Origin of the sequence: Oceanobacillus jeddahensis (assembly GCF_000750635.1) — a bacterium.
Lineage (GTDB): Bacteria > Bacillota > Bacilli > Bacillales > Amphibacillaceae > Oceanobacillus > Oceanobacillus jeddahense.
This window is the reverse complement of sequence record NZ_CCDM010000001.1, coordinates 998,086-1,017,898: the sequence shown is the minus strand read 5'-3', so window position 1 is coordinate 1,017,898 and position 19,813 is coordinate 998,086. Positions and strand designations below refer to the sequence as shown.

The window sequence follows — 19,813 nt, the reverse complement described above, 5'->3', positions numbered from 1 at the left end:
GTGAAAAAGCAATTCGTTATTGGAAGCACATTATTATTCTTGTTTATTGTTTTAGCTGCTTGTTCTGATTCAGATACGACTGAAAACGCTGAAGAGACTGATACCTTAATTGTTGCAGCTAAATTAGAACCCAGCAGTTACGTGATTAATTATACTTGGGATGGTGCAATCCCTTATATTAACAGAAATATTTTTTCAAAACTCGTTGCTTATAACGATTCAAATGGAGAAGTATTTGGCGATTTAGCAGAAGATTGGGAAGAATCTGATGACTTGAAAACATATACCTTTAACTTACGAGAAAATGTGACTTGGCATGATGGAGAACCATTTACATCAGCAGATGTCAAATGGACAATTGACAGCATCATAGAAACAGGTGAAGCAGCAAACGGATATCCCGTGGTAGATAATATTGCTGAAGTGGAAACACCTGATGATTACACAGTTGTCATTCATTTAGAAGAGGAATCAGGTGTATTTGTACAAAAATTAGCTGATTATCAAGGGTTTGATATCTTACCCAAACACCTCTACGAAGATACAGATATTGAAGATAACCCGTATAATACAGAACCTATTGGCACAGGACCTTTTATGTTTGAAGAACACAGTTCAGGAAGTCACGTTAAACTTGTAGCAAATCCGGATTATTATGGGGATGGCCCCTACGTGGATGAAGTTATTTTTCAATTCATTCCTTCTGAAGAAACAGCTCTTACTGCCATTGAAGCTGGAGATGCTGATTTAATGACTGCCTCCCCTGCATTTGCTGAGGTCCCTCGTTTAGAAGAGTTAGATACAGTAGCATTAGATGCTGATCCACAAGATATTGTTCAGTGGATATCTTTTAATATGGATGGTACGAGAGAGCATATTTCTGATCCAATCGTAAGAGAAGCCATTGCTACAGCTCTGGATAATGAAGAAATCGCTGAAAAACTCTATATGGATCTTGTTAAGCCTTCAGAAAGTTGGTATTTATCTACCATTGAATGGGCAGATAACAAATCTGTCAGACAGCCTGAAACAGATATCGATCGTGCAAATGAATTATTAGACGATGCAGGCTACGAGATTCAGGATGATGGATATCGTTTCACACTGACATATCGTGCATTTGAAACTTCTATTTACGGGACAACGAGTATACCAACTTTCGTTGAACAGCAATTAGGCGAGATTGGAATTAATGTGGATTATGAAAGTTATGAATGGGCACTTCGTACGGAAATGCTAGATAACAGAAGAGATTGGGACTTAGCTGCTGGCGGCGGAAGCCGGGGACCAGATCCATTATTTTTTGCAAGCTTTTTAAAAACAGGAAGTGCAACAAATAAAATGCTGTATGAAAATCCGGAGATTGATGAATTATTCGATAAGGGGGAAGAAGTAAGTACAGAAGAAGAACGAGCAGAATATTATTATGAAATTCAAGAAATTATCGCTGAGGATATTCCCTTGTACAATGTTGTAGAATATTATATTCCAAGAGTTTACAACCCTGAGTATACTGGCTTTCATTGGCAAGAAGATGCAGTGAATTCAACGAATCACATGTACAACAGTGTCAAAAGAAAATAAAATTTGGAGGGATAGTATGAGTTTATTTTATAATTTTGGATTAATCGATGTTATTAACAAACAATATATGAAAGATAGTTATATGATTATAGAAGGAAATTACATCAAGCAAATAGGAGATCAAAAAGAATTACCTGAAGAATATTTAAAAAAAGGAACAGACTTAAAAGGTAAAACCGTAATGCCTGGCCTATTTAATTTGCATATACATGCTTTAGCAACACCTATCGCCAGACCACCGATTTTGAATATAGAAGACCAATCCAAGTTTGCGATTCGTGGATCTGTGCATTTACAACAATATTTAAAATCAGGCGTAACTTTTGTAAGAGATATGAATGGAAGAAAAAAAGCTGAAACTGGATTAAGAGAAGCCATTAGAGACAAAATTGTTCCAGGACCTGAGTATTATATTTGTGGACAAGCTTTAACCATGACTGGTGGCCATGGCAGTAATACAGGCAGAGAATGTGACGGACCTGATGACTGTAGAAAAGCTGCTAGAGAACAACTTAAACGTGGAGTAGATTTTATAAAACTTATTGCTACGGGTGGTGTTATGTCACCCGGAAATAATGCTCACGAAACACAATTGGATGAAGACGAGATGGCTGCTGCTATTGCAGAAGCTCATAAGGTAGGAAAAAAGACAGCTGCTCATGCACACGGTGCAAACGGGATTAAAAATGCTATCCGGGCGGGCATTGATTCTATTGAACATGGAAGTTATTTAGATGATGAAGGTATCGATTTAATGGTTAAAAACAATACAGCATTAGTCCCTACCCTTTCTGTAGACTACTTTTTATTTAAACACGGAAAAGATGTACCTCAGTATGCAATAGACAAAGCGAAGAGAGCTCAAGAAGCTCAGATAGAAGGTTTTTTAAAGTCTTGGGATGCTGGTGTGATGATAGGTTTAGGAACAGATGCTGGAACTCCTTATAATCCGCATTACGGTACTTATAGAGAATTTATCTCTATGGTAGAGCTCGGATTAAAGGAAATTGATGTTTTATCTGTCGGAACGATTAATTCCGCAAAGATAGCTGGTGTTGATGAAAAATACGGAAGTTTAGAAGAAGGAAAAATTGCTAATTTTATTGTTTTAGAAAATAATCCTATAGAGGATATAAATGAAATAGAAAATGTGGAAAAAGTATATTTTAATGGAGAGCTAGTGGAAATTGGAGATGTGGAGTACCTTCCACATTTAGATTGAGAAAATGTTTTTTGAGGTTTGTTTAATAAAATAAAAATAGTTATTTGTTAGTATGTACTTTTGATCCTTCCATAGTTGGGCTATGGAAGGATTATTTTGGGTATAGAGGATGGTGTTTTACCGGGAATGTATTTTACAATTTATATGTGAAACTGATTAAATTAAAACTCTTCATTTCATAGTTGCTTTTTACAGTTTAATTATCTCAATTTATTTTCAATATTTTAAACGAACAAGGTATTTAAAATCATAAGAATATGGTTCAGAGTAAAGGCAGTTAATTTATTACACTCAATATTTTCATGGAGCTATGCAATAATTTACTTCATAAAGATCATTATATAACAAATCAATCCATTTCCCAGCCTATATTTTTTGTTTTAACTGGAAGTCCTCCTCTACCATTGACTTTATTTTATCCCTTTAAAGGAAGCTAACGCAATATCTCCCCTACTAGAAATTCACACCTCCACAAAATGCTCCTTAATTAAATCAATAAATAAATTCACAGCAGGAATATAATTCCCCTTATGCCATGCCAAAGCGGTAACCTTCTTATGCTCTTGCAAAAGCGGTAAATACTTCACATTCTCATGAACAACTCGTTTAGTAGATTGAGGTACAAACGCTACCCCTAATTCAGAAGCTACTAAGGATACAATCGTTTGTTGTTCTTGTGCAGTTTGTTCAATATTTGGATAAAATCCGGCATTACGGCATAAATTGATTACGGAGTGATAGTACCCTTTTCCAGATTTTTCGGGTGTCATAATTATTGGATCGTGTTTAAATTCCTTAATATCCACGGGAGAATCGTTATTTGCTAGACGATGATTACCAGGGACACATGCTACAAATAATTCTTCACGGATAGATAACGTTGAAATATTTTCCTCCTCTACTGGTGGCACTAAAATCCCCACGTCTATCTCACCTTCTAGTAAAGATTTAATTTGATCGCTCGTAGTTAATTGTCTTACTTCTAATTTAATATTGGGATAATTTACTTTTACTTGTTTAATTATTTTAGGAAGTAAATCATACACAACCGTTCCGCCAAATCCAATGGTTAATGAACCAATCTCTCCATAATCAATGTTTCTCGCTATTTCAATATCCTTTTCTATTACATTTAAAATTCTGATCGCTGATTTGTAAAAGTACTTCCCTGCTTCAGTTAGCTCTACTTTACGGTTATTTCTTTTTAATAGCGTAATCCCAAGTTCTTCTTCCAACTGTTTAATTTGTTTGCTCAATGGTGGCTGTGAAATATTCAATTCATTAGCCGCTTCACTAAAATGGAGATGCTTTGCTACAACAGTAAAATATCGCAAATGACGTAATTCCATATAAACCTCCCTCTCTATTATTCCTAAAAGGTATCATTATAAATTTATTATATATTATACATATATTTAATTGTTTGATAATATTTATTTTAAATAATTTTCACACAAAGGAGCTGTCGATTTGATACTTGAAATAGGAAATAAAGAGATTAAAAACAGGCAGAAAAAATACTTTCAAAAGTTAGAGGAAAAAAACGTAGATATAAGTATTCTTTTTAGCACTACGGATATTTTTTATTTAACAGGGTTTCATTTTAGACCATCTGAAAGACCCATTGCTTTCTATACAGATTTAGAACAGAACACGCATCTTTTTGTTCCAAAAATGGAAAAAGAACATGCAGAAGAGTATGCAGTAATTGACCAAGTTCATTGTTATCCTGAATACCCTGGTTTAACCCATCCAATGGAATACCTTAAAGATTTACTTCAATTTAATAATTTAAAAAACAAAATAATTGGTGTTGATGCAAAAGGGTATAGCTCTGCAAAAGGTTACCAAGGTCCAGATATAACAGATTTATTAGACGTAAATAATATCATTTCAATCAAAAGCGTTGTAGAAAAACTACGTTATATTAAGTCCCAAAATGAAATAGAGCTAATTAAAGAATCAGCTCGTTGGGGAAACCTTGCTCACAACTTACTCGTGAAGTATACAAAAACAGGGAAAAGAGAAATTGAAATTGAAGGAAGAGCTACTTACGAAGCAACTAGAGCAATGTTTGAAACACTAGGAAATGGTTATAAACCTTATGGTTCTCCTGCTCATGCATTTTATAGAGGTCAAATTGGTCCACACTCAGCTTTTCCACATTCTCAAAATCAAAACGCCATTATTGTTAGCGGTTACAATGTTGTTTCCCAAGCTGCATCAGATGTTTGGGGATATAAAAGTGAGTTGGAACGGACAATGTTTATTCTGGAAACAAATCAGCAGCAGGAAACCTTTTTTAACCATATGATTGAAGCGCAAGAAATAGCATTTAAAAATATTAAACCTGGAATACCTGCCTCCAAAGTAGAAGAAGAAGTACAACGATATTATCAAGAAAATGATCTACAAAAATATACTAAACACCATACTGGTCATAATATGGGATTGTTAAGTCATGAAGCTCCGTTTTTTGACTTAGGAGATCATACTGTTCTTGAACCTGGAATGGTCTTCTCAGTAGAACCTGGCTTATATGTTGATGGGCTAGGTGCATTCCGCCATTCGGATACAATCGTTATTACCAACGAAGGAATGGAAAAAATCACTTATTATCCTAGAGAATTAGAATCATTGATTATCGGGTAACTTCAAACAAGTAGTTTAGGGAGGGAAAAAGTTGAATCTGCGAAAAAAAGAGGAGAAAGTTTTAGAAAATAATAAGAAGAAAAAAGCTTTTTCAATGCCAGATTCTTATATTATTTTATTTATTCTACTAATCTTAGCTACCATTGCTACCTACATTATTCCATCAGGAGCATTTGAGAGAGATGAAGGTAATCTAGTACCAACAGTTATTCCAGATAGTTATACACAAATTCAAGGAGAGCCTATTGGCTTTATGGATTTTTTCTTATCCATACAAACTGGAATGATCGAAGCTGCTGATATTATTTTCCTCGTGTTAATCATTGGTGGTTCATTTGCAATTATTGAATCAACCAGTGCAATCAATGCGGGAATTATGCAATTAATCAATAAAACAAGAGATAAAAAAATACTATTAGTAATTTCAGTATGTACCGTTTTTTCTATTGCTGGATTTTTAGGAATCCTTCATACAGCTGTGATTGCTTTCATTCCAGTGGGGATAATTATCGCTCGTGCATTCAAACTTGATGCGATTGTTGGAGTAGCCTTAGTTTATTTAGGAGCCTACTCTGGTTATACAATAGCGGGACTAGACCCTGTTACGACAGGATTTGGTCAACAAATTGCAGGGCTACCGGTATTTAGCGGGCTATGGTATAGATTTATTATCTATTTATTTATTTTAGTTTCTTCTATTATCTATATTTTCTATTATATTCGTAAAATAGAAAATAACCCTGATCGAAGTATTATGGGGAATAAGCGTTTCAATACGGAACATCAAGAAATAGAGGACAATCTTCCTTTTACCGGATTAAGAAAAGTCATATTATTGTATTTTGTTACTTGTTTAACCATCTATACTGTTGGTGTATTTCGATCCGACTGGGGATTAAACGAAATGGCAGCAATCTTTCTAGTTATCGGAATTGGTACAGCAATTATAGCAAGAATTAACCCAAATAATTTCGTTAAGCAATTTGTAAAAGGTGCCCAAGGAATGATATATCCTGCACTTATTGTCGGTTTAGCCAGATCCATCGTTGTCATCTTAGAAAATGGAGCAATCTTAGATACCATTGTCCAAGGAATTGCCTCTGTGATTGAACCGCTTCCTGCAGCAATCGGTGCATTTGGAATGTATATTTTTAATTTATTATTCAATTTAATCGTCACTTCAGGAAGTGGACAAGCAGCAATTGTTATACCGATAATGGCTCCATTAGCAGATATCATTGGTACGACAAGACAAGTTGCTGTATTAGCTTACAATATGGGAGATGGCTTCACCAATACAATAGCGCCTACTTCTGGAATTCTAATGGCCAGTATAGCTGTAGGTGGAGTATCCTGGGTGAAATGGTTACGATTTATGCTACCATTACTATGTATTTGGATTCTTATTGGGACAGTAGCATTGTTTGTAGCGATAGCAATTAATTTAGGGCCTTTTTAATGAGTAATTTTGTATCAGACTCATATAGTGTAATCCAAATAATTAAAATTGAGATTGATATTTGACCTTCCAACTGTTTTATTTGCGGAACACTTAATAACTCTTAACTTCCGGAAATGGAAAAACTATTTTCATGGTATTCTTATATTTAGGCTAAAATGAAATTTATTCCAAAAGGTGTAAAAAGAGTTTAATAGCCCTGACGGAGCTTATTTATAAAAAGTTGACTCCTTTTAGGGCTATTTGGACATGTGTCATATTATTTTCCACTTCCCATTATTTCGCAAACAATTTATCAATATATGCTTTATCTAGTGGTTTTGTAAAAAAGCTAATCACTACAATGAATACAGTTGCAACAATCGTTGATATCCCTGCTGCTGCCCAAGGAACTAAAAAGAATTCATTTTGCATCCCCAGACCAACAATAAATGTTAAAAATATAAATGTTAAAAATCCAGCTATACTCCCTATTTCTGCAGCTTTACGAGTAACACCTTTCCAAAGACTTCCTATCACCATCGCTGGTATGACACTACCTGTAAATAAACCAATTCCTAGCCACATCAATTGTGTAATGTAAGCTGGTTCATTTTGTGCAATTAATATCCCTCCAATAACAAGTATAGGAATAAAAATCCTTTGCAACATCAGCACTTTTTTATCCAGTACAGCTTCAGATATTTTCTTTTTGCGCAGTGGTACAATAGAATCTCTATAAATATCAACCGCCATAGCAACAGATACAACTAAGAACAAACCTGCTGTAGTGGATAAAATTGCTGATAAAATACCGACCATAGCTAAGCCTGTAAGCCAATCTGGTAATGATTCGATAAGTAAATATAAAATGGCTGTATCAGGCGCAACATCTGGAAACATTACTCTGCTGCCAAGTCCACCTAGCCACATAATTAACGCTAATACACTTATCCCAAAAAATCCCCACAATAATGCTTTGGACACATTTTTCTCATCATCAAGTGCCAACCACATTTTGGAAAGCTGTGGACTTAGTCCGAATAAGCCTAAGGAAATGAAAATAGCAATTCCCGTAAAAGGACCAAACATAGGGTCATTGAAAACTACACTGGAACTTAAAGCCGGATCTATTTGTGTTAGTTCCCTATCAATTGTTCCAATACCACCTACATTAATTAACACTACAACCGTAATCATAACACCTAATAAAACCATAATAAGACCTTGAATAAAACTTGTTAAAATATCAGCGTGTGAACCGCCAATGGAAATATAAGCTGCCATTAAAATACTTCCAATGATAACACCTGATAAATAATCAATCCCTGTTGCTTCCACAAAAACTAATCCTAATCCAGCAAATTGACCAGCAATATAAAAAATACTAAAAATTGCTGCTAGTGCTGTTAATACTCTTAATAACGGACTTTGAAATCGAATCGCCATAAAATCAGCCATTGATTTTGCTTGTGCATTTTTTCCAATTCTTGATAATACAAATGCTGATGAAGCCCAGGCAAGGGCGATTGCTGAATATCCGCCCATGGCATACCATAACGCAGGCCAGCCTTGTGCATAGACCATTCCAGGATTTCCCAATATAGCTGCAGCACTACCAGTGGTTGCTGTAAGTGCAATACCTATAGTAAAAGGACCATAAGCTCGGGGTGCTGTTGAAAAGTCAACAGCACGAGTTGTTTTTTTCAAGCCACGAAGAGCTAAAAAAACCATAAAGATGAAGAATATACCAAAATATAACCAACTCCAAACAGTTAAACTCATAATCTGCCCCTTCCCGTCTCTTATTTGGCTTTTAGCTTCATTTTTATCTTCAATATTAGAATATTAATGGTTCATTTATTTTCAAATTTGCTTGTTATTTTTATTTCTTGATTTTTGTACAAAATGAATGTTTATCAATATCACCCAGCCAAGAGCCCAAAAACCTATCCAAAGCCAAAACATGATTCCCATCCAAATTCCTCCTTTATCATATGCTTTTGAAAAACAATAAAGGTAAATTCTAAGTTATCGATTAACGTTCAAAAATATGAACGGAGACTGCTCCATTATACCCGTATAAAAATCCTCCAACATTTTGTGTTAAACCAACTTTCGGCTTGTTTTTTATTTGCCGATCCCCTGCTTCCCCTTTTAATTGCCAATAAACTTCTGCTAGCTGGGCGATTCCTGTTGCCCCAATTGGATGACCTCTCGATATTAAACCACCACTTGTGTTCACAGGAATTTTTCCAGAAATCTCGGTCGTTCCTTCTTCAATCATACTTCCTGCTTCTCCTTCCTCACAGAGCTGTAACTGTTCATAAGCCCATAGTTCCCCTGATACTGCTGCATCATGAACTTCTACGACTCCTAAATCTTTAGGACCTAACCCTGCTTGATCGTAAGCTATCGTTGCAGCTTTTGTTACGCTATTTACTTCATTGTCCATTGCTTTTTGCCCCGATAAAACAACGGAGCTTTTAATATAAATCATTTCTCTTACATGTTTTTTAGCATATTTTTCGCTACATATTATAGTGGCAGCCGCTCCATCACTTAGTGGTGAGCACATCAACAATCGAAGAGGAGTACTAATCAACCTTGATGTCATAATAGCTTCCAAACTATTCGCCTTTTGATAATGCGCATTAGGATTCAAACTTCCATTGTAACTATTCTTCACTGCAACCTTTGACAAAGTTTCAATCGTTAATCCATATTTATCCATATACCTCTGTGCTTCCTCAGCATATAAATTCATAAACATACTCTGCTTTTTGCTCTCCCCCTCTCCTTCTAACTCTTTCGGAAAGTTCTCAACATCCGTCGCACCTTGAAAGGCGTCAAAAGATTTTGATTTATTAGGATGTATCATTTTTTCTACACCTAATACTAAGACAACATCATGCATTCCCGATTCAACAGCCATCTTTGCCAATTGAATTGCGGAAGAGCCACTTGCACAAGCATTTTCAACATTATGAACTGGAATTCCTTGCAATCCAGATTCAGATAAAAACACTTGACCACGGATAGAATCTTGGCCCCAAATGGATCCTGCCATTACATTGCTTACAAACGCAGCTTGAATATCTAACTTATCAATCTCAGCATCTTGAAGTGCTTCATCAATTACGCTGTTACTTAATTGTTTGAAACTTTGGTTTAAGTACTTTCCAAATTTAGTCATACCAACTCCTAATACAACAGCTTTATCCACGTCACCGCCTCCATTCGAATTACACATATACTTGGGACAGATGGTAATGTATTAATTTACTTGCCTTTCAATATTACTCCAATATGGCTCACGTAATTTTTTCTTATCAATTTTTCCATATGGCGTTAATGGCAACTCGCTTACAATTTCAATTGATTTTGGTACTTCATAATTGGATAATTTGATTTTACAATATTGAAGTAAAGACTCCTCATCTAATGAGTCTTCGCGTGGTACTATAAACGCTTTCACTGCTTCTCCCCACAATTTATCTGGTACACCTATGACTGTAGCTTGTAATACACTTGGATGTTCAAATAATACCTTTTCCGTGACCGTTGTATAAACATTAAATCCTCCACTAATAATTACATCTTTTTTTCGGTCTACTAAATACATATATCCTCTTTCATCTACATAACCAATGTCCCCAGTATAAAGCCACCCATCACGTATTGTATGGTTAGTCTCTTCTTCCATTTTCCAATAACCTTCCATTAAGTGAGGCCCTTTTGTAATAATTTCACCAACTTTTTTGGGTGGACAAACCTCCCCTTTATCATCAACAATTTTTACTTGAGACATAATAATACTGCGGCCGCAAGAAGACAAAATGGATTCATCATTCTCTAACGCATATAGATGGTCATCTGCTGTTAAAACAGTGGTTTGATTAGCAACTTCCGCTTGAGAATATATTTGAATCAAAACATTTCCAAACAATTGAATAGCCTCTCGAATTCTACTTGGTGCCATCGGGGCGGCCCCATAGATAATCGTTTTTAAACTAGAAAGATCGTAATCATTGCTATTAGGTAAATCTAATATCATATAGATCATTGTTGGTACTAAAAAGGAGAATGTTATTTTTTCCTTCTCTACTGCCTCACAATAGGTTACTGGGTCAAATCCCTCATAAATTACTTGCTTTCCCCCACGAATAAGACCAGGGAATATGAGGAAGCCTGCCGCGTGTGGTAACGGTGCTACATGCAACATGTGCACTCCCCTACTAATTTCTAGCTCAACAATCTCACTATAGACAATCGCAATGACGGATTTATGCGTATGTTTCACTCCTTTAGAACGACCAGTAGTCCCGCCTGTATACATGATCAATGTTAGATCCGACTCTTCCACTGGAACATGGATTGGGTTAGTGCTTGCTTCAGTAAGTAATGTTTTAAAATTTGTAGAATTAGAGCCACCATTCGTTAAAATCTGAATTTCAGAAGCAATATCATCACGAACGGATAAAATATTATTTTTATATTCCTCTTCGCATATAAGCAATTTTGCTCCTGAATCGTTTATTCGATACGTAACTTCTTCTGTACTTAGAAAAGTATTTAAGCACACTCTTGTAGCACCAACTTTTATTAATGCAAAATCTGTAATAATGAAATCAATTCCATTTTTTAACCAAACAGCTACTCGATCCAAATGATTAATTCCCTGTTTTTTTAAAACATTTGCCATTCGATTAACTTCTTCATTTAGCTCTTTATATGTGATAGAACGCGTTTTATCTTTAAAAGCTACCCTTTCGGCATATTGACTAACTGCTTTATCAAACAAATCAACTAAGTTTGTTTCAAGCATCATAAATTCCTCCTTATAAAAAGTACCACCATAAATAAAGCGCTTACAATAGTTTTCATAAAAGAATTTAGATCAAAGGCCTAATATTCTAATAAATAGACTGTAGTCTGTTTTAGATATTATATTATCATTATTATTCTGTCAATAAAATTTTTATAACATTCTTATTATTAATCTAATAACGGAATTCCTTTAAAAAGAATGAATAATCTTTCATTTTAATATGAAAACGGGTAAAATATAGCTGCAAATAGATAAAGGTGGGAAAAGGATGAAACGATCTAAGCAAGTTAGAGGGGAACGAACTAAAAAGCAAATTTTAAATACAGCATTAAAGTTATTTAGCGAAAAAGGTTATGATCATGTAACTGTTGATGAAATTGTTAAAGAAAGCAATTCTTCAAAGGGATCCTTCTATTTTCATTTTGAATCAAAACATAATATTATTCTGGAAAAGTTTAAAGAAATTGATCATTACTATTCGGAGTATTACAATGCCTTTCCTAAAGATTTATCTGCACCTGAAAAAATCATATTATTTGTTAATAAGCAAATGTCTTATATACAGAGTGAACTTGGTCTAGACCTGATGAGAGTAATCTATAGTAACGCGCTAATGCCCGGGCAAAACAAGTATTTCATTGATCAAGACAGACCACTTTTTACTATTATTGAGAGTATTATTGAAGAGGGGCAACAAAAAGGGGAAATTAAAACAACCTCATCTGTAGAGGAGCTAAAATTTATAGTTGTGCAAGGTCTTATGGGAGCAATTTATCACTGGTGTATGAATACCGGCTCTTATGATTTGCAAGAGGTTAGTGAGAAATTTTTTGTTGTGATTGTGGATGGGTTGAAAACATAGTTGTTTAGTTCAGATGGATGTGGAGAGTATTTTTTCATTTGAGCAGTCGCTTTTACCGTTTTTTGCTAAGAATTTTTCTACTTAATTCCAGTGGTTATTATTTTACACATAAAAAGATAATAATAGCCCACGACCTTGAACATGTTTATTTCATATTTAGTTTGAAGTAACAAGAACATAAACGGAGAAAAATATGACGCCATGACAAAAAGCCCTTACAGGAGTAAATTATTTGATAAAGTAGATCCATTAGGGCTATTATGGTGGTTTTATACGTTTTGGAAGGGCCTTTCTTCCTATACTAACAATGTCGAATACACCAGTACACATTACAAATTATCCTATAGTGAGGCAAGCCTCTTTTCTATTATTGATATTGATGTTTTATTTAAATAAAGAAAAAAGTCCTCTTTTCTTCTTTTTTGAAAGTGGTTGTCCTAGTGCTTTTTTCTTAACATATTTTTTTGGATTACTAATAGCAGTCGCCCCACCTTTACCGTAACCAGGGGTTACAGATTTTTTCACTTTCCTTTTCACGCTTGATTTCGCTTTAGAAATTGAGGACCTTGGTTTTTTGAACTTCATTATTACCACCTACTTTTCTCTTTATAGATTATTTTAAAAAAGATAATAAATTGATCTTAAAATGATTCCAGTTACAGAAATTAATAATAATGCTGCCGAAAGAACCCTGACTTTTTCTTTGCTTCTTTTATATTAGTTTCTACAGATGATTTTTCTTCAGTGTCAATTTTTATGGTAGTATTATGACTTTAATTTATTTCTTATAACGATTTGTAATACCTCGAATTTTTATCAATTTTGCTAGGTAAATCATTCAATACAGTCATTATTTTGTTATAGACAAAAGCGGGACAATGATGATATATTTTTGCTCATTCATCAATTTGGTTTCGTATAGATTCTTTATCTATGTATACATATTTATCATCTTATCCTCTTTTCCATTCATACCATGGTCTTTGGCCGGAATGAATCATCAATCTATGACATCCGAAAGAATTTTCAAAAAAAAAAAAAAAAAAAAAAAAAAATAGAAGCTTCATAACAAAAGGAACCGCTACCAGTTCTAATCTTGTCTCCGTAACAATAAGTTATTTGGCCTAGTACCTTTCTATCCAGCATTTCACCATCTTTAAAAACAAATGTCGACTTCCAATTACTTATCAATTCATATAATGTAATGAAATTTAAATAACTCTCTTCATCCAATTTTTTGCAGTTAAACTCTCAAATCAATGAATTGTTTCAATCTCAGTGTCTCCTTGGAAATTTGATTTCTACTATATTATTTATAACATTAATTTATGCGCAACCTCCTATAGTTTTTATTATGTAACAACTCAAGTTTGAATCACAAATTAAAATATTCATTATTAATATCGACCAAAAACTAAAATTCTTTAGGTGTTTTTAAATATAATATTAATATTATATTAATAAAATACTGGAAGTTACCAATCCCATAATGTAGCACAGTTCTCCCCACTAACCCCCTCCCCCCAATCCATGCTAAAATAATCTAAATCATTAAAAAATAAACTCAACCCAAAAACCAATCCAACGGAGGGGAACACCAATGAGCTTAGACTATACAAATTCCATTCCTCTACATGTTCAATTAAAGCAAAAGATCGAACAGAAAATATATAACGGGCACTATACAGATAAAATTCCCAGCGAACGGGAATTAATGGATGAATACTATGTGAGTAGAAGCACGGTTAGACAAAGCATCAATCAGCTTGTGCGCGAAGGCATATTAGTAAGAAAGCCGGGGAAAGGAACCTTTATTGCAGTAAAGACTATTAACGACTGGCTTGGCAATCTCAGCAGTACTTCAGAGAATATCGAAAAAATTGGGATGTCACCGGGAGGGAAGTTAGTTATCTCTAAAGAAATTGAACTATTTGGTGAAAGACATCACTGGTTTAGTAAAAGCACATCACTTTAAGAGAATAAGATATGCGAATAATATTCCAATCGGAATTGAAAGGCATTACTACCCTGTTGAGTTAGGGAATAAGCTTTCTCGATTTAATTTAGATCAAGAAGCATTTTATGAACTATTGGGACGGGAATTAAAAGTAAAGACTTTTCAAGCAGAACAGGAAATTACAGCTGGGGTTTCTACGGTAAATGATTCCCATCTATTAAATATTCCTGAAGGTTCGAGCATCATTATTGCAGAAAGAAAAATCACCGATATGAATGGTGATTTTGTTGAATTTGAGAGGGCTTATTACCGGGCCGATATGTACTCATTTAAGATAACATTGTCGAGAAATAGTAGATGAATGTAAGAAAATCTATTATCTATTATTTCTTAACTGGTACGAACATTCTTACCTCCTTGAGAATACATTTATTCATAGCATAAAATGAAGAATACTCTAATTATGCAAAAATCGACAGTCTTCTTAAGGAGGTCATCAATATGAGTTTTATGATTGCTTTTGGGATCGCAAGTATTCTACTTTGTGTTGGTATGATTATCCGATCAAAAGTTTCTTTTATTAAAAATATGCTGGTACCTGCAAGTGTAATCGCTGGTATTCTAGGCATGATTGTGATGAATACAAATCTTATCCAAGCTACGAATGCTGAAATGTTTACGATGATCGTTACGCAGCTATTTACGATTACGTTCATTTCCATTGGTTTAACAAGCAATAACAAAACGAATAAAGATAATGCTGTTGGCAAACAAATTGTCAAGGGCGCTGTAGGAATGGGTATGCTTTGGAATCTATTATATGCTTTGACGCCTGTTGTTGGCGTTATCGTAGTCCTGCTAGTCGGCAGTCACTTTGGGATGGATGCATTATATGGACTGCTTATCCCCTTTGCTTTCACACAAGGACCTGGGCAGGCAGCTACATTTGGCTCTATTTTTGAACAGCAGTATGGTATCGAAAATGCAGCGATGGTTGGTCTTACTTTTGCGGCGATTGGTTTTATTGCCTGCTTCTTAGTTGGCGTACCAATTGCGAAATATGGCTTAAAACGTGGATTAGCCAAGAAATATGGGGAATCCAAAATTAAAGATTATATCAAACGTGGCTACTATACAAAGGAGGATAAAAGAGAATCTATCGGTCAGGAAACCGTCTTTAGCGGAAATATGGATACGATGACCTTTCACTTTACGATGATCGGGATCTGTTATGTGCTGGCTTTGGGAATGGCACATCTTGTCTCATTGATTCCTGGAGCTGGCCCAACGCTTGGCGGTATGCTATTTATTTACGGGATGCTGGCAGGCTACCTGGTAAAAATGATATTGAAAAAGCTCCGGATGGATCATTTGCTGGATAATACATTTCAAACAAAAATTACCGGTTGGTCCACAGATTATTTAGTTGTCTGTTCCTTTATGGCAGTTCAATTCAGTATCATCGGCCAGTGGATTGTCCCGATTATTATCGAATCGATTGTTATCATTATCTTAACGGTCGCTGTTGTTTTATATTTTGGAAAACGCGTGGGCGGCGATAATGACTTTTCGCGGACACTTGGTTTGCTGGGAACGTCACTAGGTACAGTGCCGAGCGGGATTGCGTTAGTAAGAATTATCGAGCCTTCATTGCGCTCCACCACAGCCATTGAATTAGGCATGATGAATATCCCGATGATGTTCTCTTATGTAACGGTGGCGACAATTATGATGATCATGGCTGGGACACTGTCCGTTACAGCTGGTATTCTATGGCTGTTAGCGCCTGTTCCGATTTATTTGATTCTATTAAAAGTATTTAAAGTATGGGGTAAAAAAACCTATGATTTTAAGGAAGATACAGAAACATTGAAAGCCAAGAAAAAATCTTATGCATAATGTAAGAGGAAAAGAAGGAGTGAATAGACGATGCAAAAACTATATTATGGTGGCGATATCATTACCATGGCGGGAGAACAGGACGATGCAGAGGCTATTTTAATAGAAGATGGTCTTATTAAGAAACAAGGTAGTCTGGAAGATGTGAAACAGGCTGCTGAGCATGATGCAAAAAAAATAGATTTACAGGGAAAAACATTGATGCCTACCTTTATTGATCCACATGGACATGTTTCAATGGTCGGCCAATTTTCACTGATGGCTGATTTAAGCGAATGCAACAATTTTAACGATATCATCCAAACACTTAAAAATTATATCAATGAGAACAAATTGAACAAAGGCGATATGGTAGTCGGCTTCGGGTATGATCACAATTTTCTTGAGGGAAATAAGCATCCAACCAAAGATATTCTAAATCAAATATCTACCGAGCACCCCATCTTTATTTTACATGCATCGGCTCACTTGGGTTGTACCAATGATTTAGGATTACAATTAGCTGGAATAGACGAGCATACTGCCGATCCGGAAGGCGGCACGATTGGCCGAGTAGAAGGCAGCAAAGAGCCCAATGGTTATTTAGAAGAAAATGCAATGATGGGATTACAAAAAAGCCTTTTTAAAAATATGAAACAAGACAACTTACAACTAACCGATCTTGCACAGGATACGTATATCAAATATGGCATTACAACTGTTCAAGATGGTGCTTCATCCAAAGAGATTATTGAATTATTTAAGACATTAGCTCAGCAACAGAAGCTGAAAATAGATGTAGTGGCCTATCCTGTCTTTGATGCAGAACCGAAAAAATTAATGGAAGAAAATCAGGCCTATGCAGAAAAATATACGAATCGTTTTAAAATCGGCGGCTATAAGATGTTTCTTGACGGCTCGCCCCAAGGTAAAACCGCTTGGCTGACCGAGCCATATGAGGGCGAAGAAAGTTACCGCGGCTATCCTTGGTACAAGGATGAACAGGTGAAGCAATTTACGAATGCTGCCGTCAACGATAATGTGCAACTATTAACGCATTGCAATGGGGACGCTGCTTCTGATCAGCTTTTACGTCATTATGAAGCTTCTATAAAAGAATCGGATAATCCAAATAAGGATCAGTTAAGACCTGTGATGATCCACTGCCAGACTGTAAGAAATGATCAGCTGGACAAGATGGCCGAATTGTCCATGATCCCTTCTATCTTTTTAGCCCATACGTATTATTGGGGTGATGTGCATTTGAAAAATCTTGGCGAGGAACGTGGATGTCGTATCAGTCCAGCACGATCAGCATATGACCGCGGTCTATGTGTGAATTTCCACCAGGATGCACCCGTTGTTAAACCAGATATGCTGCATACGATTTGGTGCGCAGCGAATAGGCAAACTAGAAATGGTGTAAGTATCGGACCAGAGGAATGCGTTAGTGTATATGAAGCATTAAAGGCTGTTACGATTAATGCCGCTTATCAATATTTTGAAGAGGATCGTAAGGGTAGCTTGGAAGAAGGAAAAGTAGCAGACCTGGTTATATTGGATAAAAACCCATTGAAAACAAATAAGATGGCAATCAAAGATATTGCAGTTTTAGAAACGATCAAGGAAGGCGAAACAATTTATCAGATAGAAAAAAATACCATACTATAGCCAAAGGAGCTTAAGCTTATGAGAGGCGCAAACAAGCGCGAAACACTGACAAAAACACTCAAGCCGCATTGGGTCTGGGCAATTGCTTTAGGATCAGCGATTGGTTGGGGAGCTTTTGTCCAGCCAATCAACTGGATGGCTACAGCAGGGCCAATTGGCGTTATTATCGGTTTCTTTATTGGTGCATTACTGATGATTCTAATAGCTGTCAGTTACGGTTTTTTAATTAAGAGCTTCCCCGTTTCTGGTGGTGAATTTGCTTACGCCTATGTCAGTCTGGGCAGGACGCACGCTTTTATTTCCGGATGGTTTTTAACTCTGGGATATATTTGTATCGTGGCATTGAATGCCTCTGCATTCGCGCTGATGATTAAATTTATCTTCCCAAGAGTGATTGAAAACATCCCGCTTTATCAGATTGCCGGCTGGGATGTCTATTTAACAGAAGTTTTTGTCGCAGCAGTTGTACTGATTGCATTTGGATTTTTTAATATTAGAGGAACAACGTTATCAGGAAGCATGCAGTTTATTTTCTGTTTGATTATGATTGCAGCTATCTTTGTTCTGCTGCTTCTAGTTGGTATCCAGCCAAGTGCAGGGTTTTCTAATATTACACCTATGTTCCCACCAGAGACTACGGCGATTGCTGCGATTATTTCCATCGTCGCTATTGCACCATGGGCTTATGTCGGCTTCGATAACGTTCCACAAGCTGCAGAAGAATTTGACTTTCCGTCCAGCAAAGCCTTCAAATTGATTGTCTTTGCCATTTTAGCAGCAGCAACATTGTACAGCTTAATGATTATTGTCACTGCTATGGTTCGTCCATGGGAAGGGGTTGTAGAGGAAAATCACATCTGGGGAACCGGATATATTATTGAAAGCTTGCTCGGACCTTTAGGACTGGCTATCCTTGCAGTCGCATTAACTATGGGAATTTTTACTGGATTAAATGGATTTATTATTTCATCCAGCCGTCTCTTGTTCGCCATGTCCCGAGCAAAGTTTATTCCAAAAGGATTTTCCAAGCTTCATCCGAAATATAACACACCATCTTGGGGCATTATTTTCGCAGTAATAATCGCGATGTTATCCCCATGGTTTGGTAGAGAAGCCTTGATGTGGGTCGTAGATATGTCATCGATTGGTGTGACTATTGCTTATTTTTATACCTGTTACGCAGCTTTTACCTTATTTAAAATGAAAAAAGATCATACCTTTAATGAAAAGAAGCATATTGAAGATCCTCGTAAGAAAATTGTTGCGATTCTAGGAATGATTGCCAGCGTTATCTTCCTTGGACTGTTGCTTATCCCTGGTTCTCCCGCATTCTTGGGGTTAGAGTCCAGAATTGCATTAGTTGCATGGATTGTTTTAGGGCTGATCTTTTATGTGATCAAACGGAAGGATATTAAGAATATTCCAGAGAAAGAATTGAATTATTATATTCTTGGGAAGGAAGAGGTGGAGATTGAGAAGGAGCAGGAATAACTGGCTGGAAGTTTATAAGGATTTTCGAATTGTGAAAACACGGTTTGAAAATCCTTTTGTTTTGTTTTGATTTTATCATTTAAATTTCTTTTTGAAGCTCATAGAAACAACGCTAAAAAAATTATACCATATCGTTTTTCCATTTTTGCAGATAACGAGCTGACAATACCAATGGAAATCCAAAAGACTTTTGCTTTGAGTCGTTCACTTTCGCTTAAGTAATGATA

The 19,813-nt window shown here is 35.7% G+C and carries 15 protein-coding genes; 10 read left to right on the top strand and 5 right to left on the bottom strand.

The features are described 5' to 3' along the window. Positions 1 to 1,584 (top strand): ABC transporter substrate-binding protein, encoded by a 1,584-nt coding sequence (locus tag BN986_RS04470; protein WP_040978445.1) that lies wholly within the window; start codon positions 1 to 3, stop codon positions 1,582 to 1,584. Beyond that, positions 1,568 to 2,806, top strand: coding sequence for a metal-dependent hydrolase family protein (locus BN986_RS04465; RefSeq protein WP_148417064.1), 1,239 nt, complete (start codon positions 1,568 to 1,570; stop codon positions 2,804 to 2,806). Before BN986_RS04470 ends, BN986_RS04465 begins: the two co-directional genes overlap by 17 nt. A 461-nt stretch (positions 2,807 to 3,267) precedes the next feature. Here the strand turns inward: BN986_RS04465 and BN986_RS04460 are convergent, their stop codons facing one another. Continuing rightward, complete coding sequence (locus BN986_RS04460) at positions 3,268 to 4,155, bottom strand: LysR family transcriptional regulator (RefSeq protein WP_040978444.1); 888 nt, start codon at positions 4,153 to 4,155, stop codon at positions 3,268 to 3,270. Between the two features lie 121 nt (positions 4,156 to 4,276). Between BN986_RS04460 and BN986_RS04455 the strand changes: the two genes are divergently transcribed. Both BN986_RS04455 and BN986_RS04450 read left to right on the top strand, forming a co-directional pair. Beyond that, complete coding sequence (locus BN986_RS04455; RefSeq protein ID WP_040978442.1) at positions 4,277 to 5,458, top strand: M24 family metallopeptidase; 1,182 nt, start codon at positions 4,277 to 4,279, stop codon at positions 5,456 to 5,458. A gap of 31 nt (positions 5,459 to 5,489) precedes the next feature. After that, positions 5,490 to 6,917 (top strand): YfcC family protein, encoded by a 1,428-nt coding sequence (locus BN986_RS04450; RefSeq protein WP_244444933.1) that lies wholly within the window; start codon positions 5,490 to 5,492, stop codon positions 6,915 to 6,917. 276 nt (positions 6,918 to 7,193) lie between these two features. Here the strand turns inward: BN986_RS04450 and BN986_RS04445 are convergent, their stop codons facing one another. The 3 genes from BN986_RS04445 to BN986_RS04435 all read right to left on the bottom strand — a co-directional run bounded on the left by BN986_RS04445 (position 7,194) and on the right by BN986_RS04435 (position 11,724). Then, positions 7,194 to 8,681, bottom strand: coding sequence for a sodium:solute symporter family protein (locus BN986_RS04445; RefSeq protein ID WP_040978441.1), 1,488 nt, complete (start codon positions 8,679 to 8,681; stop codon positions 7,194 to 7,196). 253 nt (positions 8,682 to 8,934) lie between these two features. Beyond that, positions 8,935 to 10,122 (bottom strand): thiolase family protein, encoded by a 1,188-nt coding sequence (locus BN986_RS04440; RefSeq protein ID WP_040978439.1) that lies wholly within the window; start codon positions 10,120 to 10,122, stop codon positions 8,935 to 8,937. Between the two features lie 51 nt (positions 10,123 to 10,173). Beyond that, entirely contained in the window at positions 10,174 to 11,724 is a 1,551-nt protein-coding gene (locus BN986_RS04435) for a class I adenylate-forming enzyme family protein (RefSeq protein WP_040978438.1), read from the bottom strand. A gap of 271 nt (positions 11,725 to 11,995) precedes the next feature. Between BN986_RS04435 and BN986_RS04430 the strand changes: the two genes are divergently transcribed. Further along, positions 11,996 to 12,589 (top strand): TetR/AcrR family transcriptional regulator, encoded by a 594-nt coding sequence (locus BN986_RS04430; protein WP_040978437.1) that lies wholly within the window; start codon positions 11,996 to 11,998, stop codon positions 12,587 to 12,589. A 384-nt stretch (positions 12,590 to 12,973) separates the two neighbouring features. Here the strand turns inward: BN986_RS04430 and BN986_RS04420 are convergent, their stop codons facing one another. Next, positions 12,974 to 13,174: a hypothetical protein gene (locus BN986_RS04420; protein ID WP_040978434.1), complete on the bottom strand. Its 201-nt coding sequence runs from the start codon at positions 13,172 to 13,174 to the stop codon at positions 12,974 to 12,976. 1,015 nt (positions 13,175 to 14,189) lie between these two features. Between BN986_RS04420 and BN986_RS27600 the strand changes: the two genes are divergently transcribed. The 5 genes from BN986_RS27600 to BN986_RS04400 all read left to right on the top strand — a co-directional run bounded on the left by BN986_RS27600 (position 14,190) and on the right by BN986_RS04400 (position 19,586). Next, positions 14,190 to 14,564, top strand: coding sequence for a GntR family transcriptional regulator (locus tag BN986_RS27600; RefSeq protein WP_244444932.1), 375 nt, complete (start codon positions 14,190 to 14,192; stop codon positions 14,562 to 14,564). Further along, positions 14,524 to 14,907, top strand: a complete 384-nt coding sequence (locus BN986_RS27595) for a GntR family transcriptional regulator (protein ID WP_244444965.1) — start codon at positions 14,524 to 14,526, stop codon at positions 14,905 to 14,907. The genes BN986_RS27600 and BN986_RS27595 overlap by 41 nt, the downstream gene beginning before the upstream one ends. Positions 14,908 to 15,047: 140 nt before the next feature. Further along, entirely contained in the window at positions 15,048 to 16,445 is a 1,398-nt protein-coding gene (locus BN986_RS04410; protein WP_244444931.1) for a sodium/glutamate symporter, read from the top strand. A 30-nt stretch (positions 16,446 to 16,475) separates the two neighbouring features. Continuing rightward, positions 16,476 to 18,095, top strand: a complete 1,620-nt coding sequence (locus BN986_RS04405; RefSeq protein WP_040978433.1) for an amidohydrolase — start codon at positions 16,476 to 16,478, stop codon at positions 18,093 to 18,095. Between the two features lie 18 nt (positions 18,096 to 18,113). Then, entirely contained in the window at positions 18,114 to 19,586 is a 1,473-nt protein-coding gene (locus BN986_RS04400; RefSeq protein ID WP_040978432.1) for an APC family permease, read from the top strand. The last annotated feature ends 227 nt before the right edge of the window (positions 19,587 to 19,813 follow it).

Excerpts from the sequence above, each read along its gene's own strand:
- BN986_RS04460 (WP_040978444.1), bottom strand. The coding sequence starts at position 4,155 with ATGGAATTACGTCATTTGCGATATTTTACTGTTGTAGCAAAGCATCTC.
- BN986_RS04445 (WP_040978441.1), bottom strand. The coding sequence starts at position 8,681 with ATGAGTTTAACTGTTTGGAGTTGGTTATATTTTGGTATATTCTTCATC.
- BN986_RS04435 (WP_040978438.1), bottom strand. The coding sequence starts at position 11,724 with ATGCTTGAAACAAACTTAGTTGATTTGTTTGATAAAGCAGTTAGTCAA.
- BN986_RS04430 (WP_040978437.1), top strand. The coding sequence starts at position 11,996 with ATGAAACGATCTAAGCAAGTTAGAGGGGAACGAACTAAAAAGCAAATT.
- BN986_RS04420 (WP_040978434.1), bottom strand. The coding sequence starts at position 13,174 with ATGAAGTTCAAAAAACCAAGGTCCTCAATTTCTAAAGCGAAATCAAGC.
- BN986_RS27600 (WP_244444932.1), top strand. The coding sequence starts at position 14,190 with ATGAGCTTAGACTATACAAATTCCATTCCTCTACATGTTCAATTAAAG.
- BN986_RS04410 (WP_244444931.1), top strand. The coding sequence starts at position 15,048 with ATGAGTTTTATGATTGCTTTTGGGATCGCAAGTATTCTACTTTGTGTT.
- BN986_RS04405 (WP_040978433.1), top strand. The coding sequence starts at position 16,476 with ATGCAAAAACTATATTATGGTGGCGATATCATTACCATGGCGGGAGAA.
- BN986_RS04400 (WP_040978432.1), top strand. The coding sequence starts at position 18,114 with ATGAGAGGCGCAAACAAGCGCGAAACACTGACAAAAACACTCAAGCCG.